13 protein-coding genes are annotated in these 16,951 nt (G+C 67.3%); 3 read left to right on the top strand and 10 right to left on the bottom strand.

Annotated features, from left to right (window positions below):
• Positions 1-164: 164 nt before the first annotated feature.
• The 8 genes from ACIA5G_RS52015 to ACIA5G_RS51980 all read right to left on the bottom strand — a co-directional run bounded on the left by ACIA5G_RS52015 (position 165) and on the right by ACIA5G_RS51980 (position 8,355).
• Positions 165-2,150, bottom strand: a complete 1,986-nt coding sequence (locus tag ACIA5G_RS52015; RefSeq protein WP_395937676.1) for a S9 family peptidase — start codon at positions 2,148-2,150, stop codon at positions 165-167.
• 7 nt (positions 2,151-2,157) lie between these two features.
• The gene (locus ACIA5G_RS52010; protein WP_395937674.1) at positions 2,158-3,156 is read right to left on the bottom strand and encodes a S1 family peptidase; all 999 of its coding nucleotides are present in this window, start codon (positions 3,154-3,156) and stop codon (positions 2,158-2,160) included.
• A gap of 216 nt (positions 3,157-3,372) precedes the next feature.
• Complete coding sequence (locus ACIA5G_RS52005) at positions 3,373-4,467, bottom strand: SAM-dependent methyltransferase (RefSeq protein WP_395937672.1); 1,095 nt, start codon at positions 4,465-4,467, stop codon at positions 3,373-3,375.
• 47 nt (positions 4,468-4,514) lie between these two features.
• On the bottom strand, positions 4,515-5,747 hold the full coding sequence (locus tag ACIA5G_RS52000; RefSeq protein WP_395937670.1) for a cytochrome P450: 1,233 nt from the start codon (positions 5,745-5,747) through the stop codon (positions 4,515-4,517).
• Positions 5,747-6,313 carry a GTP-binding protein gene (locus ACIA5G_RS51995; RefSeq protein ID WP_395937668.1) on the bottom strand — a complete coding sequence of 189 codons (567 nt, stop codon included), beginning with the start codon at positions 6,311-6,313 and terminating at the stop codon, positions 5,747-5,749. Before ACIA5G_RS51995 ends, ACIA5G_RS52000 begins: the two co-directional genes overlap by 1 nt.
• 19 nt (positions 6,314-6,332) lie before the next feature.
• The gene (locus ACIA5G_RS51990; RefSeq protein ID WP_395937666.1) at positions 6,333-6,674 is read right to left on the bottom strand and encodes a DUF742 domain-containing protein; all 342 of its coding nucleotides are present in this window, start codon (positions 6,672-6,674) and stop codon (positions 6,333-6,335) included.
• Positions 6,674-7,060 carry a roadblock/LC7 domain-containing protein gene (locus tag ACIA5G_RS51985; protein WP_395937664.1) on the bottom strand — a complete coding sequence of 129 codons (387 nt, stop codon included), beginning with the start codon at positions 7,058-7,060 and terminating at the stop codon, positions 6,674-6,676. Before ACIA5G_RS51985 ends, ACIA5G_RS51990 begins: the two co-directional genes overlap by 1 nt.
• The gene (locus tag ACIA5G_RS51980) at positions 7,057-8,355 is read right to left on the bottom strand and encodes a sensor histidine kinase (protein WP_395937662.1); all 1,299 of its coding nucleotides are present in this window, start codon (positions 8,353-8,355) and stop codon (positions 7,057-7,059) included. Before ACIA5G_RS51980 ends, ACIA5G_RS51985 begins: the two co-directional genes overlap by 4 nt.
• 1,292 nt (positions 8,356-9,647) lie before the next feature.
• On the opposite strand from ACIA5G_RS51980, the gene ACIA5G_RS51975 reads away from it, so the two are divergent.
• Positions 9,648-10,853: a cytochrome P450 gene (locus ACIA5G_RS51975; RefSeq protein ID WP_395937660.1), complete on the top strand. Its 1,206-nt coding sequence runs from the start codon at positions 9,648-9,650 to the stop codon at positions 10,851-10,853.
• 27 nt (positions 10,854-10,880) lie between these two features.
• Here the strand turns inward: ACIA5G_RS51975 and ACIA5G_RS51970 are convergent, their stop codons facing one another.
• Together ACIA5G_RS51970 and ACIA5G_RS51965 are read right to left on the bottom strand one after the other, a co-directional pair.
• On the bottom strand, positions 10,881-13,289 hold the full coding sequence (locus tag ACIA5G_RS51970; RefSeq protein WP_395937658.1) for a LuxR C-terminal-related transcriptional regulator: 2,409 nt from the start codon (positions 13,287-13,289) through the stop codon (positions 10,881-10,883).
• Between the two features lie 464 nt (positions 13,290-13,753).
• Entirely contained in the window at positions 13,754-14,311 is a 558-nt protein-coding gene (locus ACIA5G_RS51965) for a hypothetical protein (protein ID WP_395937656.1), read from the bottom strand.
• 494 nt (positions 14,312-14,805) lie between these two features.
• Here ACIA5G_RS51965 and ACIA5G_RS51960 point away from each other — a divergent pair, with 494 nt between their 5' ends.
• On the top strand, positions 14,806-15,939 hold the full coding sequence (locus ACIA5G_RS51960) for a hypothetical protein (protein WP_395937654.1): 1,134 nt from the start codon (positions 14,806-14,808) through the stop codon (positions 15,937-15,939).
• A gap of 4 nt (positions 15,940-15,943) precedes the next feature.
• A complete protein-coding gene (locus tag ACIA5G_RS51955) occupies positions 15,944-16,885 on the top strand; it encodes an inositol monophosphatase family protein (RefSeq protein WP_395937652.1) in 942 nt (313 codons plus the stop codon).
• Positions 16,886-16,951: the final 66 nt, after the last annotated feature.

The raw sequence follows: 16,951 nt of genomic DNA, 5'->3' as shown, positions 1-16,951 counted from the left end.
TATGCCCGCGGCGGGCTCGGCGTAGGCGGATGGCGTTGCATCGGGTAGTCGAACAGCTGGCCGCTGCCGGGGATCTCGGCCGGATCGTCGGTGTGGAAGCCGAGGTGGGCGTGGAGGCGGGCGGCGCCGCTGCTGCTGGCAGGTCGTAGACGCCGCCCGCGCGGTTAAGCGGGTTCTGGCTCGAACCGGCCACCGAGGTGCTTGGCCAGGAATCGCTCGGCCCTGGTGTAGAACTCGAACCGGTTTTCGGGTTTCTCCAGCCCGTGACCTTCGTCGTCGTACAGCGCGTACTCTGGCGGCACGCCGTTGGCCCGCAACGCGTCGACGATCTGGTCGCTCTCGGCTTGCGGAACCCGGGTGTCGTTGGCTCCCTGCCCGATCAGCAGCGGAGTCTTCATGGTGGCGACGCGCGAGAGCGGCGACCGCGACCACAAGAACTCGGCATCGGTGTCCGGATTGCCCACCGCGATGTACATCTGGGCGCGGACCAGCGCCAAGTGGTCCGGGATCGACCGCAGAAGCGTCTCGAGGTTGCTCGGCCCGCACAGGGAAATGGCGCAGCGGAACACCTCCGGGGTGAACGCCGCGCCGGCCAGCGCCGCGTACCCGCCGTAGGAGCCACCGAAGATCCCGACCCGGTCCGGGTCTGCGTACCCTGCCTCGACAGCCCACACCAGGGCGTCGAGGAGGTCGTCCTGCATCTTGGCGCCCCACTCGCGGTTGCCGGCGGCGGTGAAACTCTTGCCGTACCCGGTCGAGCCGCGGTAATCGACCTGGAGGCAGAGGTAGCCGCGGTTGGCCAGCCACTGGGCGAGCGGGGTCAGCTCCCAGGTGTCGCGCGCGCGTGGTCCACCGTGCACCAGCAGCACGGTCGGCAGCTTCTCGGTGTTCCCGGCCGGGATGGTCAGGTATCCGTGTAGTTCCAGGCCGTCGCGGGCGGTGACCGAGAACGGCTCGACTCGGTGCAGCCTGCCGGCGAGGCGCGGGCGGTCGTGGAACAGGAAGGTCGCTTCGCCGGTGGCCCGGTCGTAGAGGTGGCTGGCGGTGGGGCCGTCGGCGTGGACGTAGGACACGATCCACCTGGTGTTCGCCCGGTCGGCGGAAACCACCTGAATGTCGCCATCATTGACGGCGGCGAGAATGTCGAGGTCGCGGCGGATATCCGGGGTCAGGGCCTGGGGGTGCAGGCGTTCACGCTGGAATGACACCATGACCGGCTCCCTGGTGGAGGCGTCGACCTTGACTGAAGAGACGTCGTAGGTCGGGTCGCCGGCGACGACGTCGTGCTCGCCGGTGTGGACGTTGATCCAGACCAGGCGCGTGGCGTTGGCGTCGGTGGGTGTCAGCACGAGCAGCCGGTTACCGTCTTGGTCGAACCCGAGTGGCATGGTGCTCTGCGCGTCGGTCGCGTCGACCGTCAGCAGCAGGCGCCAGTCACTCTCGACATCGCGGACCAGGATCACGCTGCCGCCGTCGGGGGTCGGGCTGACCCCGGCCCGTATCCGCAGCTGGCTGTCGGCGACGAATCCGAACATCCCGGGGTTCTCCAGGACCATGGTCAGTTCGCCGGTAATCAGGTCCAGCGCGTAGACGTCGTGCAACTGGGGGTTGTTCTTGTTGAGTCCGATGAGGACCCGGTCGGTGATGTGCAGGTCCTGGGCGACCAGCTCGGCTTTGACACCGACGAACTGTGTCAAGTCGCGGACGTCACCAGTTCGCAGCGTTACGTCGTAGAGGTGCTTGTTCTCGTCGCCGTCCTGATCTCGGAGGTAAAGCAGACGGAGGCTGTCCGGGGCCCAGGCGTACTCGTGGATGCCTCGGTCGTGATCGGCGGTGACCGGCCGGGCGTCGCCGCCGTCGGCGAGGTGCCGGACCCAGAGGTTGAGTACGCCCTCGTATGGGGCAACCCATGCCAACCACTGACCATCGGGCGAGATCGTGGGCCTGGTCTGCTCGGGATTGCCGAACAGCTCGACGCGCGGGATGAGCGAGATCGTCTTTCCTGCGGTGATTTCCGGGTTTTGGGTGGTACTGGTCACGCTAGGAGTTCTCCTATTCTCTTGGCTGGAAATCGGGCTGGCGAGCGCGCGGCCCGGCGTGGCCGCCGGTGGAGCGGATCCTTGGGCGGCCACACCGGCACCGTGGGTCACTGCGGGATCAGCTTCCCGGCGTCGTTGCCACCGCGAGGTGCGTGGTGGCTTGAGGCTTGCCGGGGAGCAGTTGGCGGACGTGCTGGGCGATCCAGGGCCCGTAGGCCGAGACGTTGTTGTAGATGGTCGGTGAGCTCCCGCAGTACGGGGTTGCGCCGCGGGAGACGGTCCCGATGAGGTACCAGGTCGTTCCGTGCTTTTGCAGCAGCGCGGAGCCGGAGTCACCGGAGCAGGGCGCGCCGCCGGTGGGCGGAACGCCGCCGCACAGCTCGCCGCCGCCGATCCCGCCCGCAGCGCACTTCTTCGCGGGCAGTAGCGGGATGTCGAGCTGGGACAGATCGGTCGGGGCGGGTCCGGTCCAGGTGGTGGGGTCGACGTTGCGGGTGCCCCAGCCGATCGACCGCGCGGACTGGCGTAGCTGGGCGGGGGCGATACGGGCGGGGCGGATGCCGTCGAGGTGGCCGTCGAGGCGGATCAGGGCGACATCCCAGATCCAGCCCTCGGCGTCGGGATAGCCCCACTTCCACTCCTGGGGGACATCGATTTTGGTCCCGTGGCGGACAACGCCACCCTGCAGGCGGTTGGTCGAGCCGAACCGGGCGTGGTAGAGCCGCGGGTCGCTGCGGTCGATGTCCGGGTCGCCTGCGGCGGCGCGGAGGGACTCGAACCGGGCCTTGACCTCGGCGGGCATCCGCGCCTGCTCGGCCTGTGTCGGGAGATTGCTGAGGCAATGCCCCTGCGTGAACCCCACCGAGGCGGGGGCACCGGTCTCGGTGTAGCCCTCGGCCAGGAGGGTGAGGCCGCAGGAGTGCCAGTTCGGGTCGCCGTGGTCGAGCAGCTGCAGGGAACCGGCGCCGGCGTAGGCCACGGGTGCCGGGTTGCCGCCGACGATTTGCGGGGAGACGGTGTCGGTCGGCGGTGGCGGTGGGGCGGCGGTCGCGGTGGAGACACCGGCCAACATCGGCAGCAATGCCAGGGCTACGGCGACTGTCTTTCTGAAACGCACGAGCAGAAATGTCCTTTCACGGTAGGGAGAATGGCGCGTTCGCGGGGAATGCGACACGCCGGATTCGATGTGTTGCCTGGCCGCGCACGAGGATGGTTGTGCGCGGCCAGGCATCCACGGGATCCCGCACATCACAGCGGTCGCTTCATGACCATGTGGGTGCGCGAGAAATGACTGGCCACCCCCCGGTGGCCGGTCGATTCCGGGCCGGTGTCGTCACGCAGGTAACCCGAGTTTCGTGACGGCACCGGTTCCGGATCCCTGGTTGGCCCGCGAGGTCGGGATACGGGCGATCAGGGAGTCAGTGGATTCCAGCCAGGGCGGCTCCGGAAGGTCCTCGTCCGCTCCTGGTTTCTGGGTGAGGACGGCGGCGGTGAAGTGCCCGCACACCGGCGAGCCCGCGGACGGCCCGTCGGGGTACCAGGTGAACGCGGGGACGATCCCGGGTGGCAGCACACTGGTTCCGTCGATCATCGCGTGGAGCTCGGCGTTTGTGGCAAGGCTGCCGGTCCCAGGACCGTGTTCTTGCAGCGCCGCCTCGAAGTCACGTGCCTGCGCGGCGAGGTCAGGATTCTCGGGCTGGAACAGGTGTGTCATGGCCAGGAATCCGCCGGCCGGAAGACGCGCGAGATGGTCCTGCACCACCTGGGCGGCGTCGGCGCGGTTGCCGCCGTAGAACGACATCACCCCGCCGCCCAGCAGCAACGCCACGCGGTCGAGGTCGGGACAGATCAGGCCCGGGTTTTCGCTGCCGGTGTTGTAGAGGGTGTCCCACATTGTTGCCGGGTCCCACGGGTCGGCGTCGACAACGTGGACGCCGTCGTCGGCATCGGCGATGGTGCGCAGCTGCGCCAGGGTCAGCGGGTCGCGCTCGACATAGATCACCGTTGCGGACGTCGTGCGCTGCAGGCGATTGCGGGCGATCGTCTCGCTGCGACGGATCTGTGAGTGCAGATCGTCGTCACCGGCGATGTGCGGCAGGCCCGCGCCGGCGACCACGATGCTGCTGACGCGTTGGTGGTCGGCGAGGTAGGTGGCCGCGCGGTCGAGGAATGCACGCTCGGACCGGAACACGAACCCCGCGCCCGGCACCCTTTCGTTGAGCTCGTGGGCGGCGGTGCGCTCGTTCTCGTGGGCGTATTTAACACACGGCTTGAAGCGACTTTCGCTGTTTTGGGCTTCACGGAAGGCGTCGTAGAGGTAGGCGAGGTTGATCCGGCCTTGATTGACTCCGCAGGGGTCCCACCACCACGGCGTGTCGTCCGCGCGTAGTGGGGCTGGAACGGGGCGTGCGGTGTGGGTGTGTGTCATCGGTGCAGTCGCGCCTCGGTGAAGTACAGGATGGAAATCGGACGTTGCTAGCTGCGGGTGCGGGTCGCGGTGACGAGCAGGTGAGCGGGGCCGCGGGTCCAGGGCGAGGGATGCAGCGGTACCTCGGCGGCGGGCATGTCCAGGCGGGCGTCGGGCAGGCGGTGCAGGATGGTTTCGACGGCGGTGCGGGCGATGAGGCGGCTGGCCCGCTGGGCGGGGCAGGCGTGCAGTCCGATGCCGAAGGCCAGGTGGGCGCGGTTGCCGGTGTCGATGCGGTCCTGGGCGCCGGCCCAGGGGTCGCTGTTGGCGGCGGCTAGTCCGAGGATCAGCGCGTCGCCGCGGGCGATGTGCTGGCCGCCGAGGACGGTGTCGCTGGTGGCCCATCGGGTGGGCTGGTTGGCCATCGGCGGGTCCGTCCACAACACGTGATCCAGAGCGTCGTCGATGCCGAGGTGCCCGCCGCGGACTTGGGCGTCGAAGCGCGGATCGGTGAGCATGATCCGCAGCGTCTGCGCGATCCACACCTGAGTGGTTTCCCACCCCGCTCCCAACGTCAGCAACATCGAGGCCAGAACCTCGGCGTCGTCGCGATGGTTGGGGTGGTCGAGGAAGGCGGTGGTGAGGTCGGCCGCCGGGGCCGCGCGGTGCGCGCTGATGACGCGGGTGAGGATGGTTGCCATCTCGCCGAACAGGGCCTGGGCGTCCCCGCCGGAGCCGAACAGCGCGATTACGCAGGCTTGCAGCCGCTCGCCGAGGTCCGGGGTGATGCCGAAAAGAAGGGCGACGGTGAGCATGGGCACCTGCGCGGCGTAGGACGCGACCAGGTCGATCGGCCCCTCGGCGGGTAGCCGGTCGATCAGCCGGTCACAGGTCGCGCGGATGAGGCGGGCCATGTGCTGCTCGCTGACCCCGGCCAAGGCGGCGACCAAAGGAGCCCGCAGCCGACGGTGTTTGGCGCCGTCGGAGAAATACGCGTTCTCTCGCGGGGCCATGATCGGCAGGAGCCCCGAGTCCGGGCTGATGCGGCCGTCGCGTAACTGGCCCCAGTTGCTGGAGTCGCGGGAGAAGTGCAGCTCGTCGCGAACCACGGACCGGATCTCGCGGTACCCCATCACCAGCCACGCCGGGATGCCGGGCACCAAGGCGACCGGTGCGACCTGCCCAAACTCCTCGCGCAGCCGCGCATAGGCGGCTTCGGGATCGGGGCACGTGGTCGTGGCCGAGAGCGGGGTCAGATCGGTCAGCTCAGCCAGACGGCAGCCGATCGCGGGCGTGGACATCAGATTCGGGCCTCCGCGGCGTCGAGACAGGTCAGGGCATGGCTGACCAGGGTGATCAGGGCGTCGACCGAGGAGCGGCGGTGGCGGGCGTCGCAGTGCAGCACCACTGCCTCGGGCAGGGCGAGCGCCTGGCGCACCTCGTCGTCGGCGTAGAGCTGGGTGTCGGGGAAGACGTTGATGGCGACGACGTAGGGCAGGAGGGTGGTGTCGAGCTGGTCCAGGACGGCGAAGCTGTCGTCGAGGCGGCGCAGGTCGACCAGGACCAGAGCCCCGATGGCCCCCTGGGCTAGGCCGTCCCACAGGGACCAGAACCGCTGCTGGCCGGGGCTACCGAACAGGTACAGCACGGTGTCGCCGAGAGTGACCCGGCCGAAGTCCAACGCGACCGTCGTGGTCGTCTTGTTCTCGATGCCCTCGAGGGAGTCGACCCCGACGCTGGCGACCGTCATCGGCTCCTCGGTGCGCAGCGGCCGGATCTCGCTGACCGAGCCGATCAGGGTTGTCTTGCCCACGCCGAAGGCGCCGACCACCAGCAACTTCGCCGCCCCGCCCACGGTGTCGGGCACGTAGCTGATGCTGTCTCTGTCACAGCTTGCGGAGTCCGGCAAGGACCTTCTCCATCAGTTCGCGTTTGGGTCCGGCATCCCGGATGCCGAGCAAGCCTTCGTCGATCAGATCTGAAGCCAGGACCCGCACCACGCTCACGGGCAGCCCGAGGTGGGTGGCGGTCTCGACCAGGCTCAGTTGCCCCCGGCACAGCCCGAGCAGCTCCCGTTTCTGCGAGGTCGTCCGATCGGGCACGGACCGGTGGAGCAACGTGGACAGAAGGGTCTCCGGCAGCAGGGTGGCTTTCGGCTGGGTGCGGCCGCCGGTGAGCACGTAGGCCGGTACCGGGCCCGGCCAATACCCGTCGTCGGAGCGGGACATCAGGCGCGGGCGGGGGTGCTCAACGTGGATTCGCCGATTTGTTTGATCCGCTCGGCCATGGCGTGGGCGATCAGGCCGGCGTTGATGTCGGCGTCGGTTGCCACGGCCAAGCACGTGTGGTCGCCGGCGCGCCGGACGAACAGGAAGCCATCGGACCACTGAGAGAAGTTCTGCTGGAACGAGCCCTCGAATCCGGCGACCTCTTCCACAGCGCTCGCGCCGGCAAGCAGAGCCGAGCAGGCCGCAGCGACCGGGTCAGCTCTGTCCCTGTCGATCTCGTCGGTGTGGGTCTCGACGAGACCGTCGCTGGTGATCACCAGGCAGTAGCGGACGCCGGGGAGCTGGCTCAGCTGCTCCAGCATCCACGGATCCTTCGCGGGCGTCATCGTGCATCCTCACTGTCAGTCGTGGCAGGTGCCTCGTTCGCCGTGTGGGGGCTGGGATCGGGGAGAGTGCCCTGGTGCACGAACTCGGCCATGAACTGCCCTTCGGCGGTCGGGTCCGGTGCTGGCGCGGGCGGTGAGGCAGGTGTGCTCGGTCGCGTGGGCGGTGCCTGCCGCTGGGGGACTCGGATCGGCAACCCGCCGGGGGTATGCCCGCCTTCGAGTGCGGGGGGAGCGAGTCGGGCCTCCAAGCCGCCTCGGTGCTTACCCGAGGTATCCGACGCGGGCGGTTCGGTGGGGGTCGGCTGTCGCGGCGCTGGTGTCACCGGGGCGTCGAGACCGGCGGCGACCGGCACGAGCATGTGGTGGGGCACCGTCGTCACCGCGCGGACGCCGCCGTTCGCGGTGCTGTCGAGACGCACGAGGAATTTGTGCCGGCGCGCAAAGGTTCCCACGACGGCGAGCCCAGTCTGAGGTGGTTCACCCAGTTCGTGCAGGCCCACGGGATCGCGGCCGGACACGCGCTCTTGGGCCCACGACAGTCGCTCAGCGTCCAGGTGGTGCCCGTCGTCGTGGACCGTGATCGCCCATCCGGTGTCCACTTCGTCGAAGGTGACGATGACCGGCGCCTTGGGCGGTGAATACCGTGTGGCGTTGTCCAGCAGCTCGGCGAGCAAGTGGATCAACTGCTCGGCCAGGGTGTTGATCACCGCGACGTCCGGATTGCCCGTCACCTGAACCCGGGGGTAGTCGACGATTCGGGCGCAGGCGTGCTGGACCACCTTGGCCAATGGCTGCGGCTCCGGCCACTGCCGGCCCGGGTATTTGCCGGCCAGCACGGTCAGTGTTTGCGATGCCCGTGCGTGCGTGGCGGCGCCGTGGCTGATGTCGTAGTAGTCCCGCAGCGCGTCCGGGTCGTCGGGATAGCGTTGCAGGACCCGGTGGGCGAGGTGCTCCATCTTGTGGGCGGTGGTCTGCCATCGCTGCGCCAGTGACACGAAGGCGCTGACGAGGCCCGCCTCACGGTCCCGCATCTCATCGACGAGCACCCTCACAGCCGCCAGTGCAGCGTCCACGACGTCGTCGCCGGTCGTCTCGGGCAAGAGCGGCGGCTCTGCGCCGCGGTTCACAGCGTCGAGCTGGCCGACGATCGTCTTCAGCGCCACTTCGCGGTTGTCGGCCAGCTGCTCGAGTTCACGCAGCAGTTCCTCACGGCTCTCGTCGGTTCCGTGGTGCCGATCCCAGTTGGCGTTGGCCCGCCGTGCGGCCTTGGCCAGCGCATCGCCCGCGGTGGCCAAGGCATTGAGGCCGACCGTCCGAAGTCGTGTGGGAGGGTGGTGAGTCATGGGTGATCTAGTCCCGACTGTCCTGGTTGGGGAACCTGCGGTGGGCGTGACGGCGTCGTCGCGGTCCGCGCGACGGAATTCCTCGTTGCGGCGGCTCGGCACGACTCGTTCGCCGCCGAGCTGCACGCGAAGGGGAGGTGGGGTGGCACAGCCGCGCGGCGGTGGCTCGCGGGCTGTTGAGGACGGGGGATTCCACCCCACCTCCAGTCCGGCTCTGCGAACCGGACACTGTGGATGGCGCGCCAGGAGACGGTGGCCGCATCCACCGATCGCGTGAGCGCGGAACCGCGCCGCCGCCACGCGAACCGCGCGTCAACACCGGACGACGCGACGGCCCGCCACCGGTCGGCGCCGCGCCGGGCGCGCCAGACCGGGCTGACCTCCCGCCGCGACCGCGAGGAAGGCGCCGTGGCGGCTGCCTTCGCGGACTGGGCGGGGTCGGTGGCGGGTGTCATGACGTCCTTCGTCGAGAAAATCGATCCGAGGTCGCCCGGGTCACGGGTAGAACGCGACGCGGGACAACGACGGAGCACGGTTCGGTAGGCACGGCAGCGCGGATCACGCATCTGCCCGGCAAACAGGCGTCGCAGGGCAGCGGTCGGTACCGCCTACGGCCCGGTCTCACAGTGTTCCGGCCCAGGTGGTGTACGGATCCTGAGCCGGAGAAGTTCTGCCCTGAAATTGAACCCAGCAACCTCTGCGTGTGTCCTTCGGGGCGAATCGACCTAGACGACAATAGGGCAGGATGTGAGCTTGTCAACATGTCGAACGCATTTCTGCGTCGATATTCACCGCTCTCACGAATAGGCTACGTGGTTCTACGTATCGTGACGTTCGGACACGGCGTAGCCGGATGCCCGGCCACTACGTAGCTGCGTTCTCTCTTGGTTGGTGACGCCGGACTGGTCGGCTGAAGGTTTCCCCAGGTGAGCGACGGTGCGGCTGGTGTAGCGGCTTCGGCTTCTCTGGCTGGCGCCGCGTGGTTGCCTGGCGAAGGCTACGTGGCGTCGAGGATTCAAGTACGCGGGTCTGGGTCGCCGCGGCTACGTGGTTTTCCTCATTGCGTGCAGGGCGGAGATCGCTGATTCTCGGTGGGCACGTGCCGACGTGCGAGCATCAAAAGCGGGCGTCTCGCCGGCCGTGAATCCGCCGAGGATCTGCGACTGGGACGCCGGCGGTGCGCTCACGCGTTACAGACGCAGCCGGCGCGAGCGCAGACCTCACGTAGAAGAAAGGCTCCCTCGATGAAGACCCACGCCTTTTTCAGCCCTTACTACTGGGATAACGCGCACGAAGTAGCGGCTGCCCTGCGGGAGCAAGGCGCAGTTCATCGTGCGATGATCCCGCGGGGCGAGCAGGGGATACCCGTCTGGATCGTTGCGCGTTACAAGGAGGCGCGGGAGGCTTTGACCGATCCCGGGTTGTCGAAGGACGTCGACGGGCTGACCGCGATCCTGCACAAGCATCTCGAGGCGGTCGGCGAGGAAGCCAAACTCAGCAGCATGTTCTCCCCGCACATGATCTTCTCGGATCCCCCTCGGCACACCCGGCTGAAAGACCTGCTCGTTAAGCACTTCACCCGAGCAAGGGTGGAAGCCCTGAAGCCGCGGGTTGAGCAGATGACCGCCGAGCTGCTCGACGACCTTTCCCGGGAGAGGGCAGTCGACCTGATCACCGAGGTGGCGTTCCCGTTGCCGCTGTACGTGATCTGCGAGCTGATCGGCGTGCCGGAACACAAACGCGGGATGCTGCGTGCGTGGACGTATGCATTGATGGAGGATCTGCCTGACCGGGCCGATGTTGCCTCCCAGAGCATGCAGGACTACCTGCTCGACCTGATCGAGACCGCACGCGCCAATCCGGGCGATGACCTCCTCTCAGCGCTGGTGCAGGAAGCCGAGAACGAGGACCACCTGAGCCAGGAGGAGCTGGTGGGCACCCTGTTCCTGTTGTTCGTCGCCGGCCACGAGACGACGACCGCGCTGATCGGCAACGGCATCCGCTGGCTGATGGACGACCCGCAGCTGTGGCGTGAACTGGGGCAGCACCCGGAGCTGCTGCCCGGCGCGGTGAAGGAGATCTCGCGGTTCGATGCCGCCGTGGCCACCACGACACATCGGTTCACCACAACCCCCGTCACCATCGGCGAGACGACGATCCCCCCGGGCGAAATCGTGCTCATCTCCTTGCTGAGTGCCAACCGCGACGAGCGCCGATACGATCGTGCTGACGAGTTGGACATCCACCGGAACGAGTCCAATCTCGCGTTCGGCCACGGCATCCACTACTGCCTGGGCGCCCAGTTGGGCACCATGGAAGCCGAGACCGTCGTCGGTGCGCTGACCCGACGGTTCCCGAACGCCCGTCTGGCCGACGCGACGGGCCTCCGGCGGCGGCAACCCGCGATGATCCCCAACAGCTACGTCGAGTTGATCGCGAATCTGGGCTAGCGACATGTCGCCGCCCGACGTGCGTTTTCACAGCTGGTCATCTTCGGTCCCGGCGGCAATGGTTGTGCGGTACCAGACGGCGATTCCGGTGCGGCTCGTCGTGCCCAGCTTGCGGTTGAGCTTCGAGACGTGCGTGCTCACGGTCCGGGGCGACAGCGACAGCTGGGCCCCGATCGCCTCGTTGGTCCACTGCCGGGCGACCAATTCGGCGACTTCGAGTTCGCGGGGAGTGACCCTGCCGAGAGGCCTGTGTGGCTCGCGTGCTGTGAGCGGCGCGAGCGCCAGGGCGTGCATTTCCTTCGTGGACAGGTTCTGGCCCGCGGAGAGATGCCTCTTCCACGTGTCACTGCCGAGTGCGTGTTGTCCCGCGGTTTCGGCCTGCCGTTGCAGGCGAAGGAACGGTGCCAGCCCGAGCACGCTGGCCTGGGCCGATTGCTGTTGTGCCCATGCGCCGCCCAGCACCTGCGCGGCCGTCGCGTATTCGCGCACCTGCGCGGCGATCAGGGCGATCAGCCACAGGCTCCAGGCCGGCCCCCATGCGTCGCCGATTTCTCGTTGGATGCGCAACGCCTCTTGTGCGGACGCGGCAGCCTGCTGGGGGGTGCCGTCGAGCAGTTCGACCAAAGCCCGCGACCACAGGGCCCAGGAGATGCACCACGGCGCTTGCGCCGCCTCGGCGTCCGCCAGCAGGGCCACACTTTCGGTCCGGGCGACGTCCAGGCAGCGCAACGAGGCCGCCGACATCGTCAGGAACAGGCGAGCCAGCCACTCATCTGCCATCGCGCCCGCGGCCTCAAAAGCTCGCGCTGCCCTCCGGAACAACCTCAGCGACTCTTGCGCTCGTCCTGAGTCCTGCTCGACCAGCCACAACCACGTGCCGCGTGCTGTGTCGAGCGGGCCGAAGGCGCCGTCGAGTTCGAGCGCGGCGGCGGCCACCTCAGCTTGGCTCAGCAACGGCTCGGCGCGCGCATGGTTGCCCTGGATCAGCGCGATCCATGCCGCAAGCGACAGCGCCGCCACCTGGTTCACGCTCAGATCGCCGCGGTGGTGGGTCAGCCCCGCGGTGAGCATGCGGACGTTTTCGTTGAGCCGGCCCCCAAAGATGAACGCGCAGGTCCGGCTCACTTGGATCGCGAGCTCCAGCCCGCGCGCTGCGGTCTGCGGGGTGGCCAAAAGCCTCAACTGGCTTGCGATCAGATCCGGCCGGAACTGGTTCAGCCGGATCATCCACTTGATCTGCGCCGGGCTGAGCCATTCGCGGCTGGCGCGCGTGGCCAGCGCCTCGAAGTAGGAGGTGTGGGCCTGACGCAGTTGGTGTGCACGATCCGGTTCCGATATGAGACGGCCGTACTGGCGGATGGTCTCGAGCATGCGGTAGCGCGGGCGTCCCCGACGTTGCACGCCTTTGACGATGTTCTTGCTGACCAACGTGATGAGCAGCGATTGCACGTCGACCTTGTCGAGGCCGACGTGGTGTGAGATCGCTTGGACGGCGTCGAGGTCGAATGCGCCTTCGAAGACGCTCGTCAGCGCCCACAGCTTCTGCTCGGGCTCGAGCAGCCGAATGTAAGACCAGCTCACCATCGCCTCCAGCGAGCGGTGGCTGTGTTGACCTGATGTCCCACGGTTCAGCAGCGACAGCAGGTCAGGGTGCTCGTTGAGCGCGCGGACAGTCATGGCGTTGCCCGGCAGCGTTGCCGCGGCCAGCTCGATGCCGAGCGGGATGCCGTCGAGCCGGCGACATAGCTGCGCTGCGGCGGGATGGTCGCGTTCACCGATCGTGACACTCAGCTCCGCTGCCCGGTCGATCAGCAACTGCAGAGCCGCGTGCACACCGTCGTCGACGGCGTCGCAGTCGCAGTTGGCCTCGTCGCCGACGCACAACGGCGGAACCGGCACAAGGCGCTCGCCTCGCACGCCGAGCCGTTCCCGGCTGGTCGCCATCACCTGAAGCCTGGGGGCCCTGCGCAACAGCGTGTTCAGCAGCGCTGGTACCGGCCCGGTGCCGGGAGTGTCGCCGACCAGATGTTCGCAGTTGTCCAGCATCAGCAGCGTCTGTCGGTCCCGAAGGTAGTCGCAGAGCCTGTCCAGTCCTGGCTCCGGACCGCTGTCCTGGATCGCGAGCGCGTCCGTGATGGCGCCATACAGCCGATCATCGGCTTCGCGAAGCTCGGCGAGGCTGGCCACGACGACGCCATCGCGGTAGCTGCCGGATGACGTCAGTTCGTTGGCAATGTGCAGCCCGAGCCTGGTCTTGCCGAACCCGCCGAAGCCCGTCAACGTCACCAGCCGGGTGTCGGCACTGGACAGCATGACCCTGGCACGGTCGAGCAGGCCGCTGCGGCCGACGAAAGAGTCCAGCTCCGCCGGTACCGACACAGACGGAGCTGGCGCACCTCGGTCGCCGACGTGGCGGTCGTCATCGCTGGCCGTCATCGGCGCCCCTCGACCGCGGCGACGGCCGTCCGTCGCGTTCCTCGCCGGGCTCGGTCTGACCGGACGGCGTCGGTGCCCGCGACGTCAGCCGACCTCGACGGGCTTGTCTTCACGCCGAGGCCGATCATCTCGGGTCCGTCGCTTCGGAAACCCCGGTGTCTTCTGGCCGGGGGACGGCATTGACGCAAGGCACACACGGCATTCCCGTCCCGACAGAGACCCGGTCGGCTTGGCCTGGCTCGATCTCGAGCCCGCAGAGCGACGGGAGGCGTTCAGGCATCGTTTCCGTGGCAGGTACCGGGAGTAGATGGACGACGCGATCGGTTTCACCGACGATGCGTCCACCCGCCAGTTGGACGCCGCGCCGTAGCCTGGCGGCGACGAGACCGGGGGCCCAATCCGTGGTCGGTGAAGCGGCCTCAGCGGATTCGACCGCGGAAGCTGCCGGCACTGCGCAATCGTCGCTACCTGGCGTGACTGACGGGTTGTCCATGATCACCTGATTGGTTCGTTATCGGGAAAACTGGAGCGCCTCGACCGCCGCGGAATCGATATCCGCTGGCGGTCGATGCGCGCGGACCGGACAGGAGGGAGGTGTGCGAGTCGCCTGTCCGGGCCGGGCTGGACGGTGGCGTCACAATCGAGGACGGGTTCACCGGGAGCGCGTGCCGGCGCCCGTTCTCCGCTGCTGCCAGCCGTAGGGCGAGCGTGTGCAGGGCGGTGACGAGGCTCTGGTACATCTCCGGGAGGTCGATGGGCGCGAGCAGCTCAGCGTCGTCCCAGCCCCGCAGGAACGCGGTGAGCCGGGCGTGTGCGTACTTCAAAGCGAGAGCGTCGTCGGAGTTCCCGATTCGTCGCAGTGCTCGGTCGACGGTCTCGGCGATGCCTTGGAGCAGGGCGTGGGCGTGGTCTTCGGAGTCGTGGTGGCCCCAGCTGACGGTCGGCAGCGAGACGAGGGCGTTTCGTGCCCGTATGACGGCGAGTCGTCGGCGCTCGCGACGACGCTCCAGAATGCGGATCATGATTGCCGCTGCCGTGAAGCGCAGGTCGCTGCGCGGCGGAGCGGTTGCATGTTGCCGACCACCCCGGCAACTGAAGTCTTCCTCAGGAGCCGTCCGGCATCCGGGCCGCCTGCCGCACCTTGTCGCACGGCCAGGGAACGCGGCACACCGCGCACCGTCCGGGGTGGAACTGTGACGGCCGATGCACTACGACAGATGACGCGGTCGCCGCGTCCTACGCCGACAAGGTCGCCGACGCGCGCTAGCTTGCCGGTCCAGTTGGTCATGCGCTGTGGCCCTTACATGCTCGCCGATCGTTGATCAATCTGCTTAACGGTCCCATTGGCACCGGCTCTCGCGCACCTACGTGACGGGCCGGTTTCCGTCGGATCCCTGTGCTGCGTTGACCAGGTGTTTTGGAGCTGCTCAGGCAAGTTGCCCATCGCAATGGGTAGCAGTAGTGTGGACGCCGGCGGTCCGTCCGTGGCGAGCCGCAAACGGGGTGACAGGGGTGCGTGAACGTGGCGAAAAGCCAAAATGGATCTCCTCAAGCGCGCGGGCGCGAACTTGCGAAACAAGGCAGGGAACTGTTTTCCTCGTGTGGCTCTGTCAAGGCCGCAGCCCGCGAGTTGATGAACCGTCATCGGGATCTGCCCAGCATCCAGGCGTTCCGGTACTCTGCTGGGCTCTCACAAGATCAAGCAGCCATCCGCTACAACGAGGTGGCCGGCAATCAGACGACGCTGGGTGGAACCACGATCAACGCCTGGGAAAGTTGGGCGCGAACCCGTGGAGCTTCTGGTGTCGGCTCTCCGCCATCATTTGCAAGCTTACTCATCCTGGCAAAAGCCTACGGACTCGGACCGCACGGCACGGCTTGCGAGTCCATTTTTGCGGGCGACCTTGTTCAGGAGGCGTACGAGAAGCTAGCCCCGGAAGATCAGTTGGCACTGAAGGCCGCAGGTGACTACGCGCCCGCCGTTGCTGCCAGCGACTCAGTTCACCTTCGAAGCGCCGTGGTCGATGGCTCTCGTGCGACCGATAATGCTGTGGGGAAAGACTTCAACCTAGTCGTGCCAACGATCGATCATGGAAATCCGGCCATCTGTGTGTTCTCGCTGCCCAACCCCAATCCAGGCCAGCTGCTCGACCTGACTTGGAACACGTTCGGGTTCGGCGTCCAGCGGTTGATGCGGCAGATCAAGAGTCTCGGACGACGGCTCGACGCGGACATCTGCATCGGAATCAATGAGGCGGGTTTGGTTATGGCGACCTTCCTGGCGTCCGCCCAGTTCAACCGCTGCTCCATCGGGTATCTCAGGTGTAACCGCGTTCGGAACGAGATCACCTTTGCGGCCGAGTCCCACTACCCTGAATCGGTGGAGGCTCCGGTGATCGTCATCTGCGACTTCGAAGTCAAGCATGCTGACGTCGTCGGGCTTGTGGCGCGGGAACTTCGCGAGCGATACCCGGGAGCAGAGTTGTACTTCGCGGTCTTCGGCGCCATGACCAAGGGTAATTCGTTGGAGGTCCAGAGCTTCGATGATCTCACCGGCGCAACCATCATGCAGGCCGCTAGATTTGAGGCGGTGTTCATCGCCGCGACGATGAGTCCGCCGGGCATCGAGCCGCCTTTGGAACTTCGCTGAGCAGATGGGAAGAACAGTGGTGGAGAAGGTTAGCGGAATTCCGGATCTCGCCAGCAGGATCGCCGAGATGGTACGCGGCGTGATGCTGGAGTTGCGTCCCAGACTAGTCGAGGCGGCACTAACTGGCCGACACGGCGAAAGCGAAAACCCGCGACACGAAGACAACTTCCTTTCGGAGCACGACCTGTGGATGCATCGTCGCTACCGCGAGCTGCTCGCCCCGGTTCTCGGGGCATTTGTCTACGCCTCTGAAGAGGCAGAACCAGAGATCGTCGGCGCTGACCCCGACCCGGACCTCTGCGTTCTGGTCGACCCGCTGGATACCAGTGAACTTGCCGTACGCGGGCTGCTTGGCTACACGCATGTCATGGTTTACTCCCGCACCGCCGCTCGGCCGGTCATCGCAGTGGTCGGCGACATCTTCCATCATCTCCAACTCTACGTCGGAGCGCGTGACGAGCACGGCATCGACCGCGCCTTCATCGTCACTGCCGACTCTCAGGCGTACGAACTGCGACAGCAGACCAGCAGGCGACTTTCCGAGTCACTGGTTACCAACTTTCTGATGCGCCCGGGCGAACGGTTCCTCCCGCTCGCCCGCAAGTCGAAGTTTCTCGAAGCGCTCGACACGCCAGGCAACGACGGCAGGAGCAGAGGACGGATTGGGGTGGACTTCGGCTCCGTCAGCCTCTGCCATGTCGCGGCGGGCATGACGGAAGCTACCGCCGAGTTCGCCAAGGGGTTCGCCGTCTGGGACCTCGCCCCTGGGCACTACATCCTCGAGGCGTCCGGTGGCACCGTGCTCGACCTCGACGGGAAGCATGTACCGCTCGATTACCACTTCGGCTCGATTGCCGAGATCGCTGAGGCCATGAACCGCCGACAGCGGTTCGTCGCTGCCGGGACCGCGAGCCTTGCCACGGAGATTGTCGAGAGCCTCCGCTGATTAGGTGCCTGCGCCACGGCATCGGCTTGTAGTGGGCTTCTCCGCGGTGTCGGTGATCAGGTGATG

The sequence above is a fragment of the Amycolatopsis sp. NPDC051758 genome (assembly GCF_044453095.1).
Taxonomy (GTDB): domain Bacteria; phylum Actinomycetota; class Actinomycetes; order Mycobacteriales; family Pseudonocardiaceae; genus Amycolatopsis.
This window is presented reverse-complemented; position numbering and strand designations above follow the sequence as displayed.